Raw genomic sequence first — 23,727 nt, 5'->3', positions numbered from 1 at the left:
AGAACATGAATAGATTGACTACCGGCGAAATGGCCGGAACCGCCCTGTTTGCGCTGATCCTCGCCCTCCTGGCGTACCGGATTATCCGCGGCATGCCGAAGATGGCCGGAGACATTACCGCCTTCCGCAAACGGACCCTCGTCTGGACCCAGGTCGCCCTGGTGCTTACCGTCCTTCAGCTCAACTTCAAGGCCGGAGACTGGCGCTTCGGCATTATCCTCGGCCTGATCGTCCTGTTCACCGGCAGCATCTGGCTGTCCGCCCGCCGCTATGACAATGCCCGCCGGGCTGAGGCCGAGCAGGGAGAGGAGCAGTGAGGAACACGGTGCATTTGCTGCTTGGAGCGGGGATAGCTGACTGGAGACAACCTGGAGTAACCCGTCCACCATTCGCCCCCCCTCTCTATCCGCATCCAGTAGATGCTGTTTTTCGCATACATTCGGCCATACGCCTGTATGTGAGCACAATGTATGCTGTTTTTCGCATACATTCGGCCATATGCCAGTATGTGAGCACAATGTATGCTGTTTTCCGCATACATTCGGCCATACGCCGCTGTACCAGCTGCTATTTACCTTTCAGGCTCCCGCCAGGGAGCCTTTTCTGTGTCTTCCGGCCGGGCTGCAGGCATACTTTCCCTCTCCCTAACCATACTAATGACATTCTATGGATACCGATGGAGGGCTGATGAATGGGCAAAAAACTGAATCTGCTGATGTTCAGCGGGGAGTATGACAAGGCGATGGCCGGGCTGATTTTGGCGAATGCGGCTAGGGATATTGAGGTGGAGGTTACGATGTTCTTCTCGTTCTGGGGGCTGTTTCTCGTCCGGGACCCGGAGACTATGACGCTAGAGGATAAGAGTATCTATGAGAAGCTGATGGATGTCATTACTCCGAAGGGACCGGAGCAGCTGCCGCTCTCGCGGATGAACTTCAGCGGGCTCGGCAAGCTGATGCTGGAGGAGATGATGGAGGATCAGGGAGCACCGAAGCTTATACATTTCCTGAAGGGCGCGCGCAAAAAGAACATCAAGTTCTACGCCTGCAAGCTCTCGGTGGAGATCATGGGCTTCAAGCCGGAGGAGCTGCTGCCCGAGGTGGAGATTATCGATGCCGCCGCGTATCTGAAGGATGCGCTGGAGAGCGATATCCAGCTCTTCATCTGATGGCTATGGGCTTTAACCTAATTACGCCACCGGGCATATACTGAGGCAGACGAAGACGGATTGGTTACCCCCGGCGGGCACGCAGAGGCTGCGACTCACACGATACTTGCCTTGCGCAGCACCAGCGCCTGCCGGAATCCGTCTCAAATGATAGAGCATTCATTGCCTGGAGGGATTGTCCGTGCTGAGTATCCACCGCGCCGCTGCGGCAGACGCGCCGTCTTCACTGCAAGAGCATTTCGCGGCATTCCGTGAGCACACTGTCGGCAGCCGCCATCTGATCTCCACCCCCTACGGACGGCAGCCGCTGCTGTACGCCGACTGGACGGCCAGCGGCCGGCTGTATGAGCCGATCGAGCGCAAAATACAGGAGACCTTCGGCCCCTATGTCAGCAATCCGCATACCGACTCCAACACCACCGGCCTGACCATGACCCTGGCTTATCATGAAGCACGGAGCATCATCCGGCAGCATGTGAACGCCGCCCCCGCAGATGCCCTGCTCTTCTGCGGCAACGGCACCACCGGCGCGGTGAACAAGCTGCTGCGGATTATGGGCCTGAAGCTGCCGGAATGGCTGAAGCAGGAAACCCTCTGCGCACCGGAGGAGCGCCCGGTTATCTTCATCAGTCATATGGAGCATCATTCCAATCTGCTGCCCTGGCAGGAGAGCTTCGGCGATGTGGTTACCGTCCCCTCCGGGCCGGGAGGAGAGGTGGATCTGCAGCAGCTCGGGGAGCTGTTGACGATCTACCGGAACCGCCGCTTCAAGATCGGCTCCTTCACCGCCTGCTCCAATGTCACCGGCATGGAGACCCCGTATCATCAGCTCGCTGCACTCATGCACCGGCATGGAGGGGTATGCTTCGTGGATTTCGCAGCCAGCGCCCCTTATCAGGAGATCAATATGAATCCGGCAGCCCCGCAGGAGAAGCTGGACGCCATCTTCTTCTCTCCGCATAAATTCCTCGGCGGTCCGGGAACCGGCGGCGTGCTGCTGTTCGACACCGCGCTCAGCACCGGCCGGCTGCCGGATGAGCCCGGCGGCGGCACCGTGGTATGGGTGAACCGCTGGGGCGGACGCCGCTACATCGATGATGTTGAGGTCCGCGAAGACGGGGGTACCCCCGGCTTCCTGCAGGCGATTCGCACCGCCCTCTGCGTGAAGCTGAAGGAGCAGATGAACGGAACCGGACAATATATGATCGTCCGTGAACAAGAGCTATGCCGGAAGCTGCTCTCGGGGCTGGCGCAGATTCCCGGCTGCTCCGTGCTGGAGGGCGTACACCGTAAGCGGCATGGCATTGTCTCCTTCACGCTGAAGGAGATTCATTACAATCTCGCGGTACGGCTGCTGAATGACCGCTTCGGCATTCAGGCGCGTGGCGGCTGCTCCTGCGCCGGTCCGTACGGCCATCAGCTGCTCGGGCTGAATCCGGCGCAATCCCAGGCATTTATCCAGGCGATCCACGCCGGGGACCAGTCGCTGAAGCCGGGCTGGATCCGCCTGTCCCTGCACCCGATCATGACGGACCGGGAGGTAGAGCATATGGTCTTCGCCGTACAGTCTATTGTCAGCAATATTGGAGAATGGAGCAAGGATTACCGCTACAATGCTGTCACCAATAGCTGGCTTCATACCGGGGAGAGAGGCGTTACAGAGGACGAGGAGATTCGTGAATTATTTGTGCTGTAGCGGCGCTTGGCCGCGCAGCTCCCGCTCCCGCGCCAGCCGGGCGAACCTGGCTTCAATCGCTTTAACCCCCCACAGAGAAGCTCCGATAAACAGCAGCACATAGATGATTTCCGCCGGATGACGGATGAACCGCTGCACATCATTGCCGATGTAGGATACCGCAAATACCATAATGGCTTTGCCGGCACACAGTGCAATCAGATAGGAACGCAGCCGCATTCCGGCCAGACCCGCCGCCATATTAATCACCACGAACGGACCCACCGGGAACAGGCTAAGCAGGAACACATAGCTGAACCCGCTCTGGCGGACCCAGGTCATCGCTTTGGCTACCTTGGGCCGCTTGGCCCATTTGGTGAGGTAGGGATGTCCGGCAATTTTGCGGATAATCAGGAAGGTGACCGTGCAGCCTGCGACCAGACCGATCCAGGAATACAGGAACCCCAGCCATAACCCGTACACCGCCCCGTTAAGCCCTACAATCGCTATAGTCGGCAGCGGAGGTACGAACGATTTCATGAAGGTAAGCCCCACACCCGGCAGCGGCCCGAACGAGCGGTATTGCTCCAGCAGCTGCAACAGGCGCTCCTCGGTCAGCCATGACATAATATCTATATAGAACATTTCTTCAGCGCTCCTCAAGTACTCTAGTGAGCTTCAATTATACAATACTTTCTGCTTCTCTGATGCCAATCGGACGCGGCTTTACTGTCTAATTTATGGACGATACCGTATCAGCGGGAAATAGAAGGATATGTAATCAACAGGCTGGACAAGCGCAAGCTGCCGGAGATATGATGAAATTATGAGAACATTTGATTATAGTCTGCTGGCCAAAAGAGTGCTCGCCCTGTTATGCATCGGCCTGCTCGCCGCAGTGGCGCTGATCCCCCTGCTCGGCTCCTCGTCTGCCTGCTACAGCCCAAGGTCAGGATGGGCCGATTTATCCTCCTGCACCTTCGATAATTCTGCCGTCTACCCGCTTGAAGGGAAGTGGGAATTCTATTGGCAGGAGCTGCTGGAACCGCTGGATACCTTATCCGGAACAGCAGAGGCACCGGCCTATATGTCCGTGCCCGGCGCTTGGGGCCGGGCATCGGAGGCTACCGGCTTCTCCCGCTACGGATATGCAACCTACCGTCTGCTGGTTCAGCTGCCGCCGGAGGTTCCCGCCTTCGCCCTCAAGGTGAGCAATATCCGCAATGCCAGCGAGGTATATGTAAATGGCGAGCGGCTGGGCGGAAGCGGAACGCCGGGGGAATCCCGGGAGACCACCAAGCCGCGCAATCATCCGTATTCCCTGACTTTTCACAGCAGAGATAATCTGGCGGAGATTCTGATACATACGTCCAATTTCACCTATTCAAGCGGAGGCATTGCGGAGCCTATCCGGATTGGCACCCCTGCTGCTATAACTGCCATCGACCAGCGGAACCGGACCTACGACACTTTGCTGGTGGCAGGCTTTGCTTTTATCGGCTGCTATTTCATCGGCCAGGGCTTTCAGCGCAAAGAGGACAAGTCCTCGCTTCAGTTGGCTATCTTCTGCTTCATGATCGCCTTATATATGCTGACGCACAGTGAGAAGCTGCTGCTCGAGTACCTTCCTTCCCTCTCTTATGAAGGATTCAACAAGCTGCAGGCGGTATCCGGTGTAGTCGGGTTCTATTGTGTATCCAGCTATACCTATTCTTTGTTTCCCGCACTCTATTCCCGGCTCTTTAAGCGGATCTGCTCTGTGTATGCCTTAAGCTTCTGCATCGTTGTACTGCTAAGCTCATTGACTGTGTATTCGCGGATTACAGGGCTGCTGCTGGCCTTCAGCTTCATCTCTGTCTGCTATATGTTCTATGTTATGGTCAAAGCCATTCTGCTTAGGGAGACCGGTTCCTACTATCTGCTGATCGGTGTCATTGCTGTAGTGATCTTCACCTTATCCTTAGCCAGCAATCTGTTCTTCGGTACCGAACTCTACGCTGTTCCGCCGATAGCCGGTCCGATCTTCATTCTTGCCGAAGGGCTGTTCCTGTCTGCGCGCCACGCCCATGCCTACGAGACCATTAAGCAGCTGTCCCGGCAGCTGGAGCGCAAGGACAGGGATAAGGATGAGTTCCTGCTGAAGACCTCCGCCGAGCTGCGTATGCCGCTGAATGCCATCATTAACGTGGCTTTATCCATGCATGAGGGAGCCGGAGGACCGCTAAGCCCGTCCCAGCGGGAGGATATGCGGCTGATTCTCGGTACGGGCAGAAGGCTGGCCTTCCTGGTCAGGGATATTCTCGATTATGAGCAGATCAAGCGCCAGCGCATCACCCTGCAATGGGGGACCGTCGATGTCCAGGGGGTGGCAGCCATTGTCATTGAGGTCTTCCAGTTCCTGAACAAGAAGGGCAGCATCCGCATCAAAAATCACATCCCGCCGGGCCGCTTCCTGGTCCAGGCTGATGAACAGCGGCTGATGCAGATCCTCTATAGCCTGCTGGATAATGCACTGAAATTCACGGACCGCGGCAGCGTGGTCATCGAGGCCGCCTGGCAGGAGGAGTTCCTCTCCATTGCCGTCACCGATACCGGAAAGGGCATTCCCGAGGATCAGCTGGAGTATATCTTCCATGACTATGAGCAGCTGAGCGAGGCCGATTCCCTTGAGACCGGAGGCCTCGGACTGAGCCTTGCGATCAGCCGTAAGCTGGTAGAGCTGCATGGCGGGAGCATCTCCGTCTCTTCCCGGGTTGGCCGGGGCAGCACATTCACCTTCACGCTTCCGGGCAAGGAATCGGAAGCCGCCGCTGCCGCCCAAGCCGGAGAACAGGCGCTCTTAAGACAAGCGTATACCCAGCCGGAAATGCTGGATGACCTCTGGAAATACCGGTCGGCTAATCCGCCGCAGTCCAGCGGACAAGCCGTTCCCTATGCGCCGCGTATCCTGATCGTAGATGACGATTATGCCAGCCTGAAGGCTCTGACCAACCTGCTGTCGCTGGAGAATTACAGCATCGCAAGCCGCAGCAGCGGCAAGGAGGCGCTCGCGCTGCTGGCTGTTGACCGTAATTTCGATCTCTGTATGATCGATGTTATGATGCCCGAGATGTCCGGCCTTGAGCTATGCAGGATCATCCGCCAGACTTACACCCCGCTGGACCTGCCGATCCTGATGGCTACGGCCGGGCAGCAGCTTCACTTCAACGAGGCGGCCTTCCGCGCCGGAGCCAATGATTTTATCCATAAGCCTTATATCTGGAGCGATCTTAAGGGACGGGTTAACACGCTGGTTCAGCTAAGGCGGTCTGTCTCCGAGCGGCTCAGCTCGGAGATCGCCATGCTGCGTGCGCAGATCAAGCCGCATTTTCTGTACAATGCTATTAATACAATCATCTGGATGAGTACGCGTGACACCGAGAAGACGCAGCTGCTGCTATACGATCTGAGCCATTTCCTGCGTGGCAGCTTCGACTTCAGCAACCAGGAGACCGCCATTCCATTCGAGAAGGAGCTGGAGCTGATCGAAGCCTATCTGTCACTGGAGCAGGCCCGGTTCGGGAAGCGGCTGAATGCCGAGTATCATATTGAGGTTAGTGAATTCCCGTTGCCGCCGCTGATTGTGCAGCCCATTGTAGAGAATGCTGTTCGTCACGGACTGATGGAGAAAATTGACGGAGGAACAGTGATCATCTCCACCCGGCAGGAGGGCGGTGATATCCTGATCACCGTCTCGGACAACGGAAAGGGAATGAGCGATGAACAGCTAGCCTCGTGGATGAAGGACGACTACCGATCTTCGCATGGCGAAGGCACCGGAATCGGCCTGCGGAACATTAACCGCCGGCTGCTCACACAGTTCGGGCGTCCGCTGATTCTTACCCGGGGAGCCAGCGGAGGTATAGATGTACTGATAACAATCCCATGGAAGGAGGAGGTCTCCTGAGTATGAGCATCTCTGTAATGGTAATTGATGACGAATGGCCGGCACTGGATCAGATGAAGCGGCTGCTGCTCCAGTGTGAAGGAGTATCCTCTGTCCTGACGTACGATAACCCGCGCGAAGCCCTCGCTGCTGCTTCCGAACTGAAGCCGGATGTTCTATTCCTGGACATCCAGATGCCGGAGCTGTCCGGGCTCACTTTTGCCGAAAAGCTGTTGCCAGTATCTCCGGACACAGACATCGTATTCGTAACCGCCTACCGGAATTATGCTGTCGAAGCCTTCGACTTGTCTGCGATGGATTATCTGCTGAAGCCCGTTGATCCTTCGCGGCTGCTCAAGACCTGGAACAAGCTGCTCAGTAAACGCCTATCGCCTGCAGCTGCCGGGGCTGCCGGGGCAACTGGAGCAACTGGAGCAGCCGGGAGGACAACTGCGTTCCGGCTCCTGGGGGATTATGAGCTAACCAGCCCTCAGGGCTTGGTGAAGTGGAGAACACACAAGGCCCAGGAATTATTTGCGTATCTGTGGATTCACAGGCAGGGCAGTGTCAGCGTCATTCTGAATGATGTGTTTCCGCAGTGGAATTACGAGAAGGGCAAGCAATATCTGCACACTACGGTCTACCAGATCCGCACCACCTTGAAGAAAGCCGCGCTGGAGGACAAGATTGAGCTGACCTTCGGCAGGGAGAACTACAGGCTGGAATCGAGGGAGATTGAGGGGGACATTGAGAAATTCCAGGAAGCTGCGGCGCTTGCAATGCAGAACAGCCAACTGGAGGAACTGCAGAAGGCCTGCGCCCTGTACACCGGTGATCTGCTTCAGTCGCTGGACAGCCTCTGGGTATATTCCGCCCGTGACAAATACCGGCGGCTGTACCTCAAGCTGCTGGAGCAGCTTACCCTGGGATTGGTGCAGGCTGCACGGCCACACGAGGCCGAAGATTACGCCGTGCGCCTGACGGAGCTGGAGCCGCTGGAGGAGAGTTACGCCCTGCGGTTAATCGCCATCTATTACGAGACCGCCAAGCCCCTGCGCGCCCAGCGCAAATTCACCCAGTTCAGTGAATCCTACATCGCAGAGACCGGCGACGCCTTGCCGGACTGGTTCGTCGACGAATACCGGCGGCTGGGTAAATAGGGGCCGAAACTCCAATGTAAATCCATAATATCTTTTGAGAGACTGACAGTAAAAGGACGACCATCATTCGAAATTGGAAAATGATGGTCGTCCTTTTAAGTATTATTTAAATGATAGTTGGTACTCGATAGCAGAGGCCAAGCTCTGATAAGAAGAATCAGGAAGGAGCTTCCCGTCAACCATAAACTGTGGTGTTCCATTAATTCCATAATGTCCAGCTGTTTTATAATCTTCCTTAACATCCAACATATATTTATGGCCTTTGAAATCGTCCTCAAATAACTTATAATCAATACCATCAATATTATTCTTCACAAAATCCAAAAGGAATCCTTGAGTTGCCCAAATTTCAGTTTCATCCCCTTGATGGTCATACAGCTTTTCATAGTATTCCCAAAACTTCTCATTATTTTGTTTGGCGATAGCTTCTCCTGCGCTTGCTGCAAGAATAGAATCACGGTCTATGAATGCATAGTTAATAAAATAAATTTCCGCTTTTCCAGTATCTAAGAACTCCTTCTTTAAACTATCCCAATTTGCCTCCTTCCACTTTTTACATGCTGGACATTTAAAGTCTGCAAACTCAATAATCTTTACTTTAGCATTGGCATTTCCCATACGCGGTTGTTTTTCGTATTTCAACCCTTCAGCATTATACTTCCCTTTAATTTCTGTATAGTTCGGCATCTTCTCCAATGCGGATATTTCAGGCGAATTACTATTGTATACAACAATAAGCCCTAGAGATATTACGATAATAGCTAATACCGCTATAATTGGATAAAAAGACTTACTACGAAAATTAATTTTGTTCATATCGTCGCATTTTCCTCATTTCTCATTCCGCTGTTAAGGTTGGCTTCTTTTCCACACAATCTGACCATTTTTATTAATGTATACTTCTCCATCAACACTATATGCGTAAGAAAGCCCCTTAGAAAAGCGTCCAGCCCAATCAAGCGTTGGTTGAATAACCCAAGCCCCTGTTTTATTAATGAATCCGGTCTTCCCTCCCGATTCGGCAACTGCAAGCCCTTCATGAAAGTCACTCGCTGCATCAAATTGGTTAGGAATAATTAGTTTTCCTTTGTTATCTATATAACCTGACTTTCCATTTACTTTAACAGCAGCCAACCCTTCCGAAAAAGAGTGGACCTCCTCATACTTAGCAGGAATTACTAATTTCCCTTTCTTATCAATAAAGCCATAGTTAGCTCCTGCTTTAACAGCCGCCAATCCCTCCGAGAAAGACTCCCCGTTTTTATAGCTTGAATTGAACAAAAACTTCCCTTTCTTATCAATATAATGGGAAGTTCCATTTATTGTAACCAGAGCAGCACCTTCAGAGAAATCCTCAGCGCTGTTATATTGGGCTTTAATTACCATTTTCCCGGAAGAATTAATGTATCCATATCCACTCCCCACTTGGACAGCAGCCAATCCTTCGGAGAAATTATTAGCTTTTTTGAATTGCGGTTTAATAACACTAGTTCCTGTAAGATCCAAATAACCATAGTTAGATACAGCAAAATCAGTTGCAGTTTTAAGCGTTCTATACGCTGCAAGTCCTTCTGAAAATTCCTTGGCATCATAATAATTCCCCTTAGGTATTACTTTATTCCCTTGTTGATTGATGAATCCGTCAAATTTAGCATTTGAATAAACAATGGCTAGCCCTTCATTAAAAGCATAGGCATCTGTAAATTTTGCTTGATAATCAATAACAATTTTGCCTTCCGCATCAATATAGCCAAATTTCCCTCCGCGTGATACCGGAAAAAGATTTTGCTTAGAATATAATGAAACAATCTGAGAGTCCCCGTACCACTTCACTTCGAGTCTGCTGGCTTCCCCTATAAAACGAAGTGGTACAAATGTTGCTCCATCAATTATCTGTGGAGCTACTTGAAGTATAGTGGGTGTATCATTTATCCAAGCCGTATTTTGATTAATTACTAATTTAATAGTAGTGCCTGTCTTCTGACCAGAAATTGTTTTGCTTGCTGAATCATAACTAACATTAAAACCCAATTTTTCGAATATCCCTTTAAATGGAACCAATACCGTGTTGTTCTTCATAATTGGTGAGTGCTTTTCTTGAATGGGATTTCCATACAAAATCACTCTAATTCCATTTTTCGCTAAAGCAGACTCTTTACTGACCATTGCAATAAAGAATATAACAAGAAAAAATGAGAACAGCACTTTTATTGGTTTGCTCATATCTTACAATTCAGCTCCTTTGATTTTTATTTCATCGAAGAATCAAAGTGATATAGCCAACTCCCTAATATCCCAAGGAATTGGCCATATTATTAATTACTCCCCAGTTACGGTAATTATAACATTATTGCTAGAATCACGTGTTACGGTGGCAAAATCCTGGTCTGGAGCAGGGAAAACATTGCTAGGCACAGGCACTCCGTCAACTTTGATATTAGTAAATTCCGACTTATTTCTTCCGTCATTATCTCCAGTCACAACTGATAAGAGCTTCCACTTCTGAAAACTTGATGATTGAATATTATAATCGGTATTGGATACTATTATTGTTGTCAACGGTTTATCAGCTGAACTACTACATCCAATATCACCACAAATAGCAGTACCATCAATTTTCAAACGGATTTTCTTATTATTATTATACCATGCATAAAAAGTAACTTGAGAACCTGCCATGTAGGCATTAGCACTCTGGACTTGATTATATGGCGCTTCAAATGAAGCATTAGTGGTACTACCATTAATTTGAATTGCAGGCTTCCACCCTTTCTCAGCATTACCTATACCCACAGAATCATCATACATTAATCCCATATCAGCAGAGTTAGCTCCAGCCATAAAACCGACATAGGTATAAGCATTCTCACCAGTCTCTTTAACTACTTGTGATGGTGCAGCAATAGTCCCAGAAGTTGATATATATGTACCTTTCTGCACTACATACTGTCTACCTCCGATACCATCTGGTAAGTCAGCTCCAGTTTTTGCGAATGGAGTGATTAAATCTTGCTTTAAGTAAACGTCTTCTGTAACATTACTAGTATCGACTGATGTTCTCATATTTAATTCCGAGTGATCAACAGGAACAAAATACGCTTTCTTTTCATGATTAACATCTTCCTCATAAAAATAATAACCATCTTCTGCAACACTTATATAATCATACACTTGCTCTGAGTATGATGCAGTAGCAAATCCTTTTAAACTTTTTATAAGCTTCTCCTTCTGAACCTCGCTAGCAGCCTCCGAGATAAATTGATCAACCACGTTCTGTGAAATCCCTATCTCATTTAGAATTTCAACACCATTTTCTGGATCATTAGCTACTTCTAAAGGATTTGCTGACTCTGCTCCTACAGACGAAGAAAATAACAAAGAACTCATAATCGTTAATGACATTGCCACATTTTTAAAATTCATCTTTTTTCTCCTTATAATTTAAATTTTTATAATAAAATACTTTTATTCGACCACCCTCTCATTAAAAGAAATATTTGTCATTTCAAAGTTCATACTATTCCATTTTTTGTTATCTTGCAAACATTTTTTTGAAAATATAGGCTTTGTAATGTTTTAAACTAGCTTTATCAATATATTGTAAAATACGACATTGTATTCGGCAGTTTTTCATATGAAGGTTGTCTTTAGGGAAAGTGCTGCAGAGGTAAATTGCTTTTAGTGTTGCATTTTTGTACGAGAATGTATTTCCAATACAAAAAATTTGATATTTTACGCCATAGTTCGACGTTTATCAGTATTTTATCAGTGACAATTGTTACCATTGTTCATATACAAGATCATTCATGCATAGGGATGCATCATTATGATGGCAATGGGGGATGTAACATGAATAAAAGGAATAGATTCAAGCGGGCAATCAGAGGGATGAAGGTACTGCCGCTTATGATGTCCATGATTCGTGAGGCTGCAGTGGATACCACCGCTCCTGCGATGTCTGTTGAGGTGACCACTGACAAAGAGGCCTATAATCCGGGGGATGAAGTTACCGTGCTGGTGCATTTAAAAGACTTCGCGCCAAATGACCTTGGCTACAGCTATCTTAACTTCATTATCCAATATGACAGCCAGGTATTTGATAACCTTGAATATACACAGCATTCGATCTATACGGAAGGAAATTATACGGCTGGCAATGAGGTCGATAACCTGTTCCAGTTCAATTTTCAGAGTCCCGTGGACGGCAGCATCTATCTCGGAAAAAACACAAGTATGCGCGGCATTGATATTCAGGTTGAAGCGGGCAGCGGGCAGCAGGCGATTCCGGCAGTAGATCAGACTCTGGTCACGTTCAAGCTGCGGGTCAAAGCACTTACGCTCGCCTCCTCCTCAATGATCAGCCTGGCCAATGAATTCACCAGAATCCGCACCTCTGAAGCCGCAAATAGCATCTATCTCTACTCGCCCGATGTCACAGCGAACTCCCCGGCAAGGATCGAAATTACCCAATCTCCGTCCGTCTCCGTCTTCTCTGCACTGGAGTCTGTTAACCGTCTTACGTAGCAGTGAATCCTACAGTTGCGGCAGCTCCATCCACATACATATCCCTTACATAATTAGCTGCCGTCTATATTTCTTGTACTATGGTGTATATACACCCTAATCTCACACTGTGCATCAAACGGATTGTGATTCAGGCCAAGGGCCGCGGCTACGGGACAATGGCGCTGAAGCTGCTGATCTATTGGGCATTCAATCACACGGATACGCACCGGCTGTGGCTCGACGTTAAGGATTACAATGTCAGAGCGCAGCATGTCTATGAAGCGGCCGGCTTCAAAAAGGAAGGCACCCTCCGCGAATGTATCCGGACGGAGGGTGGATTTGAGTCACTCCAGATCATGTCTATCCTGCGCCATGAATTACGTACGGATGAACTCAATGCCAACCTGCAAATTAGAGGGATACAGCATTAGCCATGAGAAGATTGTATTCGGTTTTCCGAATACATTTGGCCCGTTCGCTTCCAGCGCGCGCCCATTGTATTCGGTTTTCCGTATACATTTGGCCCGTTCACTTCCCGCGCGCCCATTGTATTCGGTTTTCCGCATACATTTGGCCCGTTCACTTCCCGCGCGCCCATTGTGTTCGGTTTTCCGCATACATTTGGCCCGTTCGCTTCCCGCGTGCCCATTGTGTTCGGTTTTCCGCATACATTTGGCCCGTTCGCTTCCTGCGTGCCCATTATATTCGGTTTTCCGCATACATTATGAACTCTTACTCTCCTCAACATAAATAAAAGACCAAGCCAACGTCAGAGACGTTTGGAGCTTGATCTCCGTTGTTCCGGTTTACGTCTGGGCTTCAATCGACTCCACGGGTCTGGTTCGGCCAACAAGCAGCGTCGTCACATGCTTGCGCGCGTCTGCTGTGAGCAGCAGCAGCTCCACCGGTCCGCCGGCCGGCTCCCTGCGGATGAAGGTAACCCTGGCACCGTCCAGATCCTCATAGATTCCGGCAACGTTATAGCCCAGCCCGACAAGATTGTCGATTTCCTGCCGTTCCCGGTCGAACTCTGCAAATGCTGACATCTCAGACCACTCCTCCGCTGATTTCTGCCTGGGCTGGATGGGGAGCTTCGGCCTCGAAGCGCTTGCGGTGCAAGTATTTGCCTTGACCTGCGGCACCGACGAATACTTTGTCCCGGATCACGAACTCTCCCCGGCTCAGCACAGAGACCGGCTCTCCCTTGACTTCCAGCCCCTCGAACGCATTATAGTCCACATTCATATGATGGGTCTTTGCCGACAGTGTCCGTTCCACTGCAGGATCGAAGATCACGATATCAGCATCGCTGCCCACGGCAATCGTACCCTTTTGCGGGAACAGGCCGAACAGCTTGGCGCTTGAGGTGGCGATGATATCCACGAATTTGTTCAGCGTGATCCGGCCCTTCTGCACCCCTTCGGAGTAGAGGACAATGAACCGGTCTTCAATAGTGGGTCCACCGTTCGGGATCTTCGAGAAGTCGCCCCGGCCCAGCTCCTTCTGCCCCTTGAAGTTGAACGAGCACTGGTCAGAGCCGATGGTCTGCAGCGTCCCGCTCCAGAGGGCATCCCAGAGTACATCCTGGTTCCACTGTTCGCGCAGCGGAGGAGACCAGACATACTTGGCGCCTTCGAAATCCGGCTTCGCCAGCGCCGACTGATCCAGCACCAGATACTGCGGGCAGGTCTCGCCGTAGACGCGCAGCCCTTTCTTGCGGGCCTCTGCAATCTTCCAGGCCGCCTCGGCGCAGGTAACATGCACCACATAGAGCTGTGAATCCGTCAGCCCGGTCAAATAAGCCGCCCGCCCAGTCGCCTCGCCTTCCAGCTCAGGGGGACGGGTCAGCGCATGATAGAGCGGATCGGTGTTTCCGGCGGCAAGCGCCTGGTCCACCAGATATTCGATGACATCCCCATTCTCGGCATGCACCATAACCAGCGCCCCTTCGCGCTTCGCCGCCTGAAGCGTCTTATACAGCACCCCGTCGTCGGCCTGGAACGTGTTCTTGTAGGCCATGAACACCTTCAGCGAGGTGATGCCCTCCTGCTCGATAATCTGCGGCAGCTCACTGAGCACCTTGTCATTCAGCTCTGACACCATCAGGTGGAAGCTGTAGTCGATGACTGCTTTATTCTGCGATTTATGATGCCAGGTATCTACGGCCTGCTGGAGCGGCTGCCCCTTCGTGGTCAGGCAGAAGTCGATTACCGTGGTGGTTCCGCCGTAAGCAGCAGCAATCGTGCCGGTCTCGAAGTCATCGGCGGTAACTGTGCCGCCGAAGGGCATATCCAGATGGGTGTGGGGATCAATCCCTCCCGGAAAGACATAACAGCCGGAAGCATCAATGATCTCCGCGCCCGGCGCTTCCAGATTCAAGCCGATTCCGCTGATGATTCCATCCTCAATCAGGACATCCCCCGTATACGTATCTGCCGCTGTAACGATAATCCCGTGCTTGATGATCTTCTTCATCTTAACCCGCCTCCACTTCCGAATAAGCACCGTTGACTCCGCTGATGATCCGGCTGCGCTGATTCCAGCTCATCGGGGCCGCGCCGCCCTCCAGGGCAATCATATCAATGGCTCCGTCTGCCGGGCAGACAATCGAACACAGATTGCAGCCTACACAATCCTCCTCGCGCACTTGCAGAATCGCCTTGCCCTCCGCATTCGTCAGCATATCGATGCATTGATGAGAGGCGTCTTCACAGGCAATATGGCATTTATTGCAGTTGATACAGTTCTCCTCGTTGATCTGCGCAACGACTTGATAGTTAAGGTCAAGATCGCCCCAGTTGGAATACTTAGGCACCGACTTGCCAATCAGCTCGGTTACCGAAGCCAGCCCCTTCTCGTCCAGGTAATGGTTCAGACCGTCGATCATCTCCTCCACAATCCTGAAGCCATGATGCATAACCGCTGTGCAGACCTGAATTCCTGTCGAGCCCATCAGCATGAATTCGACGACATCCTGCCAGGTGGAGATGCCGCCGATGCCGGAGATCGGCACGCCGACTTCACGGTCCCGGGCACATTCCGCCACCATGCTAAGGGCAATCGGTTTGACAGCCGGGCCGCAATAACCGCCGTGCGCTCCCTGGCCGCCGACATTCGGAATTGTATTCCAGCTGTGGATGTCCACCCCGGCCAGACTGTTGATGGTATTGATCAGGCTGATCGCATCCGCTCCGCCCTTGACGGCGTGCCGGGCCACCACGGTAATGTCGGTGATGTTCGGCGTCAGCTTCACAATGACCGGGGTGGTTGCCACCTCTTTGACCCAGGCGGTCTGCGCCTGCACCAGATCAGGCTGCTGGCCCGAAGCCGCGCCCATGCCGCGTTCAGCCATGCCGTGCGGACAGCCGAAGTTCAGCTCCAGACCGTCTACGCCGATAGCCTCCACGCGCTTCACAATCTCATGCCACTTCTCCCGCTTCGGCTCCACCATCAGGGAAGCAATGATCGTATGGTCCGGGAATCTCCGCTTCGTCTCATAGATTTCCTTCAGGTTGACCTCCAGCGGACGGTCGGTAATCAGCTCAATATTGTTGAAGCCCGCTACACGCTGGCCGCCAAAATGAACGGCGGCGAACCGGGCCGAGGTATTGATGACCGGCTCTCCGAGCGTCTTCCACACCGCGCCTCCCCAGCCTGCCTCGAACGCACGCTGCACCTGATAGCCTGTATTGGTAGGCGGCGCAGAGGCCAGCCAGAACGGATTCGGTGACTTGATGCCTGCAAAATCAATACTGAGATCTGCCATTGCCATTCCCTCCCTCTTCTATGAAATCCGCGTTATACGGCAGAGCCGACTACGCCATCCTGACGCCCTGACCACTGCTTCACAATCGCATAGGCAACATCCTTGCCCTGCTGCGCGGCAGATACCACCATGGCCTCCCCCGTCCCTGCGCCAAAAACAATATCGCCGGCAGCATAAATCTGCGGATCAGAGGTACGGCCGGTCGCGGGATCAATCTCAACTACGCCCCGCTTATGCTTAAGCCCCAGCGCCTCAATGAGGTCCATCCGCCGCTTCTGGCCGATAGCCACCACTACGGCATCCACCGGGTGTAGGAATTCCGAGCCCTCCACCGGGACGGGAGAGGGGCGTCCATCCGGCCCGGCCTCACCGCTCAGCTCCATCCGCACACATTCCAGTGCCGCGACATTCCCCAGCTCATCCCCGACAATCCGCTTCGGCAGGGTCAGCCAGTTGAATTCCACCCCCTCCTGCTTGGCGAATTCATATTCGAAATCATAAGCCGTCATCTCTCCGCGCGTCCGGCGGTAGATCATCTTCACATTCGCCGCGCCGAGCCGCACCGAGCAGGTGGCCGCATCAATGGCCGTATTGCCCGCACCAATGACAGCCACACGCTGTCCCATCAGCTCTAGGGCAGGAATACCGGTCTTAGTGGTCTCCACCAGTTCGATCGCATCATAGACACCAGACAGCTTCTCGCCTTCAATCCCCAGCGGAGGGACGTAACCCATCCCGGCCGCCAGCACAATGGCATCATATCCGGCCTTAAGCTCTTCTATGGAAATATCCACGCCCACCTTCATTCCCGTGCGGATCTCTACGCCCAGCCTCTCCACCTGCTCCACTTCCCAGAGCGAAATGTCCTGCGGCAGCCGGAAGGAGACAATCCCGTGGGTATCCAGGCCTCCGGCCAGCGGCTTCGCCTCATAGATCACCACCTGGAAGCCTTCGCGCGCCAGCTCTCTGGCCGCTGACAGACCTGCCGGTCCGCCGCCGATCACCGCTACCTTCTTGCCGTTAGGCTCACCTGCCCGGAAGAGCTGAAGTCCGCTGCGGATCGCCCAATCCGTGGCATACCGCTGCAGCAGGCCAATCTCAATCGGTGCGGAAGCGCCGTTCAGCACACAGGCTCCCTCGCACAGCTCCTCCGTAGGACATACCCTTGCGCAGCTTGCGCCGACCGGATTTGCCTCCATGATGGTCTGCGCCGACCCTCTGAGATTGTCGGTAGCGATTCTTTTGATGAAGGAAGGGATATTGATGCTGGTCGGACAGGCCTTGATGCACGGCGCATCATAACAGTACAGACAGCGGTTGGATTCCTCGATAGCCCCCTTGCGGGTAAGCCCCGGCTCTGCCTCGGCAAAATTACGCATGAACAGCTCAGGCGTCAATGTGGTTAACGGTGAAAATTGCTCCATCGGGTACCCCTCCTTCTGGCCAAAGTAGCTTCCACTCTCGGCTTCGATTTATGTTATATAATATAACATTATTACGATGATAGCCTTATTATTTTGCATACTTGTAAGAATTATTGTAGTAAAATAAACTTCAAGCCGATAAAATCGCTAATCGCACTCCAATTTGAGTTAAGTTTCCTGACATATTATATTCAAACTATAGCCAATCCGTTTTTTCGTTACATTAGACAGATTGTCTAATTTCAAAAGTCACTTTTTTACCTGTGAGAATGGTCTGAGAACGAAGTGAATGAGGGGGAAGCTTATGGACTGGGAACTTGTATTTACGATCCGTGACGCGCTGAAGCGGCCGCTGTTCGCTGAAGCTGAGCTGATCGGGGGAAGAAACGGCCTGAACCGGGCAGTCCGCTGGGTGCATGTGCTGGAGAGCGCAAGCCTGGAGAGTCTGATTCACGGCGAAGAGATGATTCTGACCACCGGAATGAGCGCAAGCACGGATCTGGACGCTGCCCTGTCTTTCATGCAGAATCTGATTGATAAGAACGCCGCCTGCCTGTGCATCGAGCTGGGAGCCTACTTCAGTGCCATTCCGCAGGAGATGATCGCTCTTTCGAACCTGCACGATTTTCCGCTGATCCAATTCACCCGCACTGTACGGTTCGTCGACATTACACTCGATCTGCATTCCCTCATCATCAACCGCCACCACCGGATGCTGCAAGAGCTGGAGAGCATCTCCCGCGAATTCCACCGGCTGACGCTAACCTCCCAGGGAACCCTTAAGGTCCTGCAATTGTTATGTAAAAGCACCCGCACTCAGATTCTCTATATGCAGCTGCAAGGCAAACCTCTCTTCTTCCCGGCCCTCGCGCCCGAGGAGCAGCGCCCGCTGTTGGGCTTCTTCGAGACCTTCAGCGAAGAGATGGAGGGAGCAGCGCCTGAGGCCGCCCCCTATATCCGCGAATACGGCCACAAGACCATCGCCGTGAAGCCCGTAGGAGCCTTGGACCAGACCTGGGCCTATATCCTGATGGTCTGTCATCACAAGCCGCAGGAATTCGACTGTCTGCTGCTCGATTCCGCCTCCTTATCCATCGCACAGGAGCTGCTGCGCACCCGGTACATGGAGGAACGAAGGCTTTTCTCGGAGAATCTGTGGGTGGATGAGCTGGTCGGGGGACGTACTCAGGACGACAACCGGCTCAAGGGGCTGGTCGGCCCGGACTTCAACCTGGTTAATGAGCTGCCCTACCGGGTCTGCCTGATCGAGATCGAGAATCCCCGGGATGTCAAATGGAACAGCTCGGAGAATGACTGGGAATCCATCACCTTCCATCTCTCGCTCATCCTGCGCTCCATCTTCGAGAAGCACTCCCTCCGGCCGCTGATCACCCTGAAGAACAACCGGCTGACCGTCATTGCCCTGGATATCCAGTCCAAGCTGCCCGGCAAGCTGCGCCTGCAGCAGGCGCTTGATTCCCTGCAGCATATCCGCGCGGATGAGAAGCTGAAGGACCTGCAGCTCGTCATCGGAGTCAGCAAGTCCCACCGGGGCCTGAAGCACGCTCATGCCGGTTATCAGGAAGCCGTACAAGCGCTGTCTCTTTATTCCTGTTACCAGAAGCCGGTCCTCATGTATGAGGAGTTAGGCGTCTTCCAGCTGCTGCTCAGCCTGAACGACGGCAAGACGCTGGAGAATTTCATCCGCAGCTATATCGGCCCGCTGATCGACCACGATGAGGCGAAGGGCAGTGAGCTGCTGCTGACGCTGCGCGTCTACCTCGATCATGACGGGTCGAAGCAGATCGCCGCCCGCAGCCTCTTCATCGTCAGGCAATCCCTCTACTACCGGCTGGACAAAATCACCGAGCTGCTCGGCGAGGACTTCATGCTCCCGGAGAACCGGATCTCCATTCAGGTCGCCCTGCGCGCCTACCAGTTCCTGTACCCGGAGAAATTCACTCTGCCCAGCTCCCGTTCAGCACAGCTGTGAAGGTATCGATGATGAACTGCACATCCTCATCCGTCGAGGATAACGGCGGAGCGAAGGTGAGCACATTATTGAAGCCAGCCACCGTATCGCCGTTCTTGCCGATAATCAGCCCCTTGGCTTTGCAGTCGGCAATAATTCCCTTAACCACACTTAGCTCAGCAGGCACTCTGGTGGCCTTATCCGCCACCAGCTCAATCCCCAGGACCAGCCCGAAGCTGCGGATATCGCCAACCAGCTTATGCTCCAGAAGCCCAGCGAACCCGCCTTCCAGCCTGCGGCCCAGAATTCCGGCGCGTTCGACCAGCCGCTCCTGCTCCAGAATCTCCAGGTTGCGCAGGGCAAGCGCACAGGCAGCCGGATTGCCGCCGAAGGTGTTCACATGCCGGAAATGCCCGTAGTCATCGCTGTTATCCTTGAAGGCCTCATAGATCTCCTTGCGCACAGCGGTAGCCGATAACGGCAGATAGCCGCTCGTCAGCCCCTTCGCCATTGTGACAATATCGGGCTTGATCCCGAAATTGTGGTGTCCGAACTTGCGGCCGGACCGCCCGAAGCCGCAGATCACCTCGTCGATAATCAGCAATACGCCGTAGGTCCGGCAGATCTCCTGCACCCGGTCCATATAGACCTGATGCGGCACGATTACGCCCCCGCCGGTAATGACCGGCTCCATAATTACCGCCGCTACAGACTCTGCGCCTTCCCAGACGATCATATCCTCAATCGCCTGCGCACACTGGAGGTTGAACGCCTCTTCGCTCATGCCGGCCGGACGGCGGTAGCTGTCCGGCGGCGCTACATGCAGGAACCCGCCGCCCAGCGGCTCGTACTTGTACTTGCGCTGCGCCTGCCCGGTCGCCGCCAGGGCGCCCAGCGAGCTTCCGTGATAGCCCCGGTAGCGGGCTATGAATTTATGGCGGTCAGGCTGGCCGGTCTGCTGCTGGTACTGGCGGGCGATTTTGAAGGCTGCTTCGTTCGCTTCCGAGCCGCTGTTGGAGAAGAAGATGACATACTCATCCTCCAGCCATTCATTCAGCTTCTCGGCCAGCGCGATGGCCGGCATATGGCTCTGCGTCAGCGGGAAATACGGCAGGCTCAGCAGTTGGTTGTACGCCGCCTCCGCCAGCTCCTTGCGCCCGTACCCCACATTCACACACCACAGGCCGGACATGCCGTCCAGGAATTTGTTGCCGTCGATATCGGTAACCCACGAGCCGCTTGCGGATGCTGCAATCATCGGCGGATGCTGCTCACTGTAAGGGGTCATATTATGCCACAAATACCGCTGGTCCTTCTTCACCGCCAGCTCGCTTTCTTTGCCCAGACTCTGCACGGCACACTCTCCTCCTTGGCTTTCCTTCTTTTAGTAACGCGCGGTAATCATTTTCTTGCGGGTGTAGAATTCAACACCGTCCCGGCCATTAGCGTGCAGGTCTCCATAGAACGATTTCTTGTATCCTGAGAAAGGGAAGAATGCCATCGGCGCAGGCACCCCCAGATTGACGCCCAGCATCCCGGCGTCAATCTCCTCACGGAATTCGCGGACTGCCCTGGCGCTGTCCGTATAGATGCAGGCCCCGTTGGCGAAGGGCGACTCATTCGTGACCGCTATCGCCTCCGCCAGATCCTTCACCCGCACCACTGCCAGCAGCGGCGCGAAGATCTCGTCACGCCAGATCTTCATGCCCGGCATCACATGATCGAAGATCGTCGGGCCCAGGAAATAGCCGTTGCCCGCGGCTGCAGCATCCTTGCGGCCATCCCTCACCAGCACCGCCTTCTCGGCAAGCCCAGCTTCAATGTAATCGATCGTCCGGTCTTTGTTCGCCTGCCGGATGACCGGGCCCAGGAACACCCCATCCTCCTTACCGTTCCCGATCTTCAGCCCGTCCGCGGCCTCAGTAATCCGGCTCACCAGCTCTTCAGCAATGTCATCCTGAACCACCACTACAGCGCAGGCCATGCATCGTTCACCCGCCGATCCGAAGGCTGCGGATAGGATATTCTTCACCGCATGGTCCAGATCGGCATCCTTCAGCACAATCGAATGATTCTTCGCGCCGGCCAGCGCCTGCACCCGCTTGCCGTGCGCGGTCCCCTGCTTATAGACATATTCCGCCACCGGCTGTGAGCCCACGAAGGAGACAGCCTTCACTTCCTCATGCGCCAGCAGGCCGTCCACCACCTCATGCGCCCCGTGTACCACATTCAGCACCCCCGGCGGGAAGCCCACTTCTGCGAACAGCTCCGCGAGCCGGTTCACCAGCAGCGGCGTCCGCTCGGAGGGCTTCAGCACAAAGGTGTTGCCGCAGGCTACCGCCAGCGGGAACATCCAGCAGGGCACCATCATCGGGAAGTTGAACGGGGCGATGCCGCCCACAACGCCCAGGGGATAACGGAACATGCCGGACTCTACGCCTGTCGCGATATCCGGCAGCTGGCTGCCCATCATCAGCGTGGGAGCGCCAGCGGCGAATTCCACGCATTCGATGCCGCGCTGTACCTCGCCCAGCGCTTCCTCCAGACTTTTTCCATTCTCCAGCGTAATCAGCTCGGCCAGCTCCTTGCTGTGCTGTACCAGCAGCTGCTGGTACCGGAAGAAATAGCGGGCCCTTCGCGGAACAGCGACCCTTTTCCACGCGGAATAGGCTATGGAAGCTGCCCGCACGGCTGCATCCAGCTCTTCCCGGCTGGAGATCGGCACATAGGCAATGATTTCGCCGGTCGCCGGGTTGAACACTTCCTCCTGCCGCCCGGAGGAGGACTCCACCCAAGCTCCATTTATATAGTTCTTCACCTTACTGGCCTGCCCCGTGAGCAGTGTCATCGTCCGCACCTCTTTTCCTGTGTTCGTCCGCTACCCTAGAAGAGATGACCGCCTTACCAGGCGGCCATCTGCTTCAGCTATGAAGGAATCCTGTTGCCTGTTATTTCGCCGCCATCTCCACAATCTCGTTCGTGTAAGCCTCCTCCACCTTGGAAGCCGTCTTGATGACCCCGAATTTCAGCGCGATATCGGCAGTCTGCTGGAAAGCGGCAGCATCCGTATAGCCCAGCTTGGAAGCATCGAAGCCCTCCGGCTGGATCAGCTTGGCAACCTCTGTCATCATCGTCAGCTGATGCTCCCGGGTTGTACTGCCCGCTTCGGCAAGCTTCATCACACTGTCCACAGCCGCTTCGGGATCAGCAATCGCATCCGCCCAGCCCTTCAGAGAAGCGCGGACGAACTTGGCCGCCGTCTCCTTGTTGCCCTCCAGCCACTCCTTATTGGCGAACAGATTGTCTTCGAGCATCGCCACACCTTCGTCATTCATGTCGATAACACTGAGGTTCTCTGCCTTAATGCCTGACTCCAGCACCACCTGATATTCGTTATAGGTCATGGCCGAGGCCGCATCCAGCTCACCGCCGAGGAACTGGTCCATCGTGAAGCCCTGCTTGGTGAAGTTCAGATCCTTGCCTGAATCCAGCTTGTATTTATCAAAAAGCGCCAGAAGCTCAAACTCATTGCCGCCCATCCAGTTGCCCACCTTCTTGCCCTTCAGCTCAGCCGGTGTAGTGATGCCCGCCTCCTTCTTGGATACCAGCACCAGCCCGCTCTTCTGGAAGATCTGGGCGATCTGCACCAGCGGCATCTCCTGCTCCTGGCTGGTCAGCAGGCTCGCCACCCAGTCCACCCCGATGTCAGCCGAACCGCCGGCCACCTGCTGCTCAGGCACGATATCCGGCCCGCCCGGCAGAATCTCGACCTTCAGGCCCTCCGCCGCATAATACCCTTTGTCCTGCGCCAGGAAGTACCCTGCGAACTGGGCCTGCGGCACCCATTTGAGCTGCAGCTTCACGGTAACCGGCTCAGCCGCCGGTTCTGTAGTTACCGCAGCTTCCGGTGAAGCTGCCGCCGCATTCCCCGCAGTCGCTTCTGCTCCGGAGGGACTGGCGTTGTTGTTGCCGCTGCAGCCCGCAAGCAGTGAGATCAGCATTAGAGCCGCTGCAAGCCATAATCCTCCACGAGTTTTGTCCTGTTTTCCCTTCATCATAGCAACTCCCCCTACCCATCATTTTTTTGTAAGACGGCCTGACACAGTATGATTGCGCTCTTGTTGCTATTTG

The 23,727-nt window shown here is 53.7% G+C and carries 19 protein-coding genes; 8 read left to right on the top strand and 11 right to left on the bottom strand.

The genetic code is table 11. From position 1 onward, the window contains the following. Positions 1 to 5 precede the first annotated feature (5 nt). The 3 genes from MHH78_RS04595 (at position 6) to MHH78_RS04585 (ending at position 2,864) form a co-directional block, all read left to right on the top strand. Positions 6 to 317, top strand: coding sequence for a hypothetical protein (locus MHH78_RS04595; protein WP_339252019.1), 312 nt, complete (start codon positions 6 to 8; stop codon positions 315 to 317). A gap of 374 nt (positions 318 to 691) precedes the next feature. Continuing rightward, the gene (locus tag MHH78_RS04590) at positions 692 to 1,168 is read left to right on the top strand and encodes a DsrE/DsrF/DrsH-like family protein (RefSeq protein ID WP_076080972.1); all 477 of its coding nucleotides are present in this window, start codon (positions 692 to 694) and stop codon (positions 1,166 to 1,168) included. A 181-nt stretch (positions 1,169 to 1,349) separates the two neighbouring features. Then, entirely contained in the window at positions 1,350 to 2,864 is a 1,515-nt protein-coding gene (locus MHH78_RS04585; protein WP_341166729.1) for an aminotransferase class V-fold PLP-dependent enzyme, read from the top strand. Here MHH78_RS04585 and MHH78_RS04580 read toward each other — a convergent pair. After that, complete coding sequence (locus MHH78_RS04580) at positions 2,850 to 3,488, bottom strand: TVP38/TMEM64 family protein (protein WP_036728222.1); 639 nt, start codon at positions 3,486 to 3,488, stop codon at positions 2,850 to 2,852. The two genes, MHH78_RS04585 and MHH78_RS04580, sit on opposite strands and share 15 nt — an antisense overlap. Positions 3,489 to 3,669: 181 nt before the next feature. Between MHH78_RS04580 and MHH78_RS04575 the strand changes: the two genes are divergently transcribed. Next, positions 3,670 to 6,789, top strand: coding sequence for an ATP-binding protein (locus MHH78_RS04575; protein WP_341166728.1), 3,120 nt, complete (start codon positions 3,670 to 3,672; stop codon positions 6,787 to 6,789). 2 nt (positions 6,790 to 6,791) lie between these two features. Beyond that, positions 6,792 to 7,928 (top strand): response regulator, encoded by a 1,137-nt coding sequence (locus MHH78_RS04570; RefSeq protein ID WP_341166727.1) that lies wholly within the window; start codon positions 6,792 to 6,794, stop codon positions 7,926 to 7,928. Positions 7,929 to 8,030: 102 nt separating this feature from the next. On the opposite strand, the gene MHH78_RS04565 is transcribed toward MHH78_RS04570, so the two are convergent. The 3 genes from MHH78_RS04565 to MHH78_RS04555 form a co-directional block, all read right to left on the bottom strand. Beyond that, a complete protein-coding gene (locus MHH78_RS04565) occupies positions 8,031 to 8,744 on the bottom strand; it encodes a DsbA family protein (protein ID WP_341166726.1) in 714 nt (237 codons plus the stop codon). 33 nt (positions 8,745 to 8,777) lie between these two features. Next, positions 8,778 to 10,151 carry a WG repeat-containing protein gene (locus tag MHH78_RS04560; RefSeq protein ID WP_209989264.1) on the bottom strand — a complete coding sequence of 458 codons (1,374 nt, stop codon included), beginning with the start codon at positions 10,149 to 10,151 and terminating at the stop codon, positions 8,778 to 8,780. Positions 10,152 to 10,247: 96 nt separating this feature from the next. Further along, the gene (locus MHH78_RS04555; RefSeq protein WP_341166725.1) at positions 10,248 to 11,351 is read right to left on the bottom strand and encodes a YrpD family protein; all 1,104 of its coding nucleotides are present in this window, start codon (positions 11,349 to 11,351) and stop codon (positions 10,248 to 10,250) included. A 426-nt stretch (positions 11,352 to 11,777) separates the two neighbouring features. On the opposite strand from MHH78_RS04555, the gene MHH78_RS04550 reads away from it, so the two are divergent. Both MHH78_RS04550 and MHH78_RS04545 read left to right on the top strand, forming a co-directional pair. Then, a complete protein-coding gene (locus tag MHH78_RS04550; protein ID WP_341166724.1) occupies positions 11,778 to 12,452 on the top strand; it encodes a cohesin domain-containing protein in 675 nt (224 codons plus the stop codon). A 125-nt stretch (positions 12,453 to 12,577) separates the two neighbouring features. Beyond that, on the top strand, positions 12,578 to 12,865 hold the full coding sequence (locus MHH78_RS04545) for a GNAT family N-acetyltransferase (RefSeq protein ID WP_341166723.1): 288 nt from the start codon (positions 12,578 to 12,580) through the stop codon (positions 12,863 to 12,865). Between the two features lie 375 nt (positions 12,866 to 13,240). Here the strand turns inward: MHH78_RS04545 and MHH78_RS04540 are convergent, their stop codons facing one another. The 4 genes from MHH78_RS04540 to MHH78_RS04525 are packed head-to-tail and all read right to left on the bottom strand — an operon-like array spanning position 13,241 to position 17,624. After that, positions 13,241 to 13,480, bottom strand: a complete 240-nt coding sequence (locus tag MHH78_RS04540) for a hypothetical protein (RefSeq protein WP_340994818.1) — start codon at positions 13,478 to 13,480, stop codon at positions 13,241 to 13,243. Position 13,481: 1 nt separating this feature from the next. Next, on the bottom strand, positions 13,482 to 14,909 hold the full coding sequence (gene hydA / locus MHH78_RS04535) for a dihydropyrimidinase (protein ID WP_341166722.1): 1,428 nt from the start codon (positions 14,907 to 14,909) through the stop codon (positions 13,482 to 13,484). Position 14,910: 1 nt separating this feature from the next. Beyond that, entirely contained in the window at positions 14,911 to 16,200 is a 1,290-nt protein-coding gene (preA, locus tag MHH78_RS04530; RefSeq protein WP_340994820.1) for an NAD-dependent dihydropyrimidine dehydrogenase subunit PreA, read from the bottom strand. Between the two features lie 32 nt (positions 16,201 to 16,232). Continuing rightward, on the bottom strand, positions 16,233 to 17,624 hold the full coding sequence (locus MHH78_RS04525; protein WP_341166721.1) for an NAD(P)-dependent oxidoreductase: 1,392 nt from the start codon (positions 17,622 to 17,624) through the stop codon (positions 16,233 to 16,235). Positions 17,625 to 17,928: 304 nt separating this feature from the next. On the opposite strand from MHH78_RS04525, the gene MHH78_RS04520 reads away from it, so the two are divergent. Further along, a complete protein-coding gene (locus tag MHH78_RS04520; protein WP_341166720.1) occupies positions 17,929 to 19,617 on the top strand; it encodes a PucR family transcriptional regulator in 1,689 nt (562 codons plus the stop codon). On the opposite strand, the gene MHH78_RS04515 is transcribed toward MHH78_RS04520, so the two are convergent. The 3 genes from MHH78_RS04515 to MHH78_RS04505 all read right to left on the bottom strand — a co-directional run bounded on the left by MHH78_RS04515 (position 19,583) and on the right by MHH78_RS04505 (position 23,654). After that, on the bottom strand, positions 19,583 to 20,950 hold the full coding sequence (locus MHH78_RS04515; RefSeq protein WP_341166719.1) for an aspartate aminotransferase family protein: 1,368 nt from the start codon (positions 20,948 to 20,950) through the stop codon (positions 19,583 to 19,585). The genes MHH78_RS04520 and MHH78_RS04515 overlap by 35 nt on opposite strands. 30 nt (positions 20,951 to 20,980) lie before the next feature. After that, positions 20,981 to 22,444, bottom strand: a complete 1,464-nt coding sequence (locus MHH78_RS04510; RefSeq protein ID WP_341166718.1) for a CoA-acylating methylmalonate-semialdehyde dehydrogenase — start codon at positions 22,442 to 22,444, stop codon at positions 20,981 to 20,983. 100 nt (positions 22,445 to 22,544) lie between these two features. Next, positions 22,545 to 23,654, bottom strand: coding sequence for an ABC transporter substrate-binding protein (locus MHH78_RS04505; protein ID WP_341166717.1), 1,110 nt, complete (start codon positions 23,652 to 23,654; stop codon positions 22,545 to 22,547). Positions 23,655 to 23,727: the final 73 nt, after the last annotated feature.

It is taken from the genome of Paenibacillus sp. FSL H3-0333, assembly GCF_038002805.1.
GTDB lineage: Bacteria > Bacillota > Bacilli > Paenibacillales > Paenibacillaceae > Paenibacillus_AQ > Paenibacillus_AQ silagei.
Note: the sequence above shows the minus strand (reverse complement) of the source record. Positions and strands in the feature narration are given on the sequence as shown.

What these genes read in the sequence shown, in the direction of transcription:
- MHH78_RS04595 (WP_339252019.1), top strand. Translation starts at nt 6, where the DNA reads ATGAATAGATTGACTACCGGCGAAATGGCCGGAACCGCCCTGTTTGCG.
- MHH78_RS04590 (WP_076080972.1), top strand. Translation starts at nt 692, where the DNA reads ATGGGCAAAAAACTGAATCTGCTGATGTTCAGCGGGGAGTATGACAAG.
- MHH78_RS04580 (WP_036728222.1), bottom strand. Translation starts at nt 3,488, where the DNA reads ATGTTCTATATAGATATTATGTCATGGCTGACCGAGGAGCGCCTGTTG.
- MHH78_RS04575 (WP_341166728.1), top strand. Translation starts at nt 3,670, where the DNA reads ATGAGAACATTTGATTATAGTCTGCTGGCCAAAAGAGTGCTCGCCCTG.
- MHH78_RS04570 (WP_341166727.1), top strand. Translation starts at nt 6,792, where the DNA reads ATGAGCATCTCTGTAATGGTAATTGATGACGAATGGCCGGCACTGGAT.
- MHH78_RS04565 (WP_341166726.1), bottom strand. Translation starts at nt 8,744, where the DNA reads ATGAACAAAATTAATTTTCGTAGTAAGTCTTTTTATCCAATTATAGCG.
- MHH78_RS04560 (WP_209989264.1), bottom strand. Translation starts at nt 10,151, where the DNA reads ATGAGCAAACCAATAAAAGTGCTGTTCTCATTTTTTCTTGTTATATTC.
- MHH78_RS04555 (WP_341166725.1), bottom strand. Translation starts at nt 11,351, where the DNA reads ATGAATTTTAAAAATGTGGCAATGTCATTAACGATTATGAGTTCTTTG.
- MHH78_RS04550 (WP_341166724.1), top strand. Translation starts at nt 11,778, where the DNA reads ATGAATAAAAGGAATAGATTCAAGCGGGCAATCAGAGGGATGAAGGTA.
- MHH78_RS04540 (WP_340994818.1), bottom strand. Translation starts at nt 13,480, where the DNA reads ATGTCAGCATTTGCAGAGTTCGACCGGGAACGGCAGGAAATCGACAAT.
- hydA (WP_341166722.1), bottom strand. Translation starts at nt 14,909, where the DNA reads ATGAAGAAGATCATCAAGCACGGGATTATCGTTACAGCGGCAGATACG.
- preA (WP_340994820.1), bottom strand. Translation starts at nt 16,200, where the DNA reads ATGGCAGATCTCAGTATTGATTTTGCAGGCATCAAGTCACCGAATCCG.
- MHH78_RS04525 (WP_341166721.1), bottom strand. Translation starts at nt 17,624, where the DNA reads ATGGAGCAATTTTCACCGTTAACCACATTGACGCCTGAGCTGTTCATG.
- MHH78_RS04520 (WP_341166720.1), top strand. Translation starts at nt 17,929, where the DNA reads ATGGACTGGGAACTTGTATTTACGATCCGTGACGCGCTGAAGCGGCCG.
- MHH78_RS04510 (WP_341166718.1), bottom strand. Translation starts at nt 22,444, where the DNA reads ATGACACTGCTCACGGGGCAGGCCAGTAAGGTGAAGAACTATATAAAT.
- MHH78_RS04505 (WP_341166717.1), bottom strand. Translation starts at nt 23,654, where the DNA reads ATGATGAAGGGAAAACAGGACAAAACTCGTGGAGGATTATGGCTTGCA.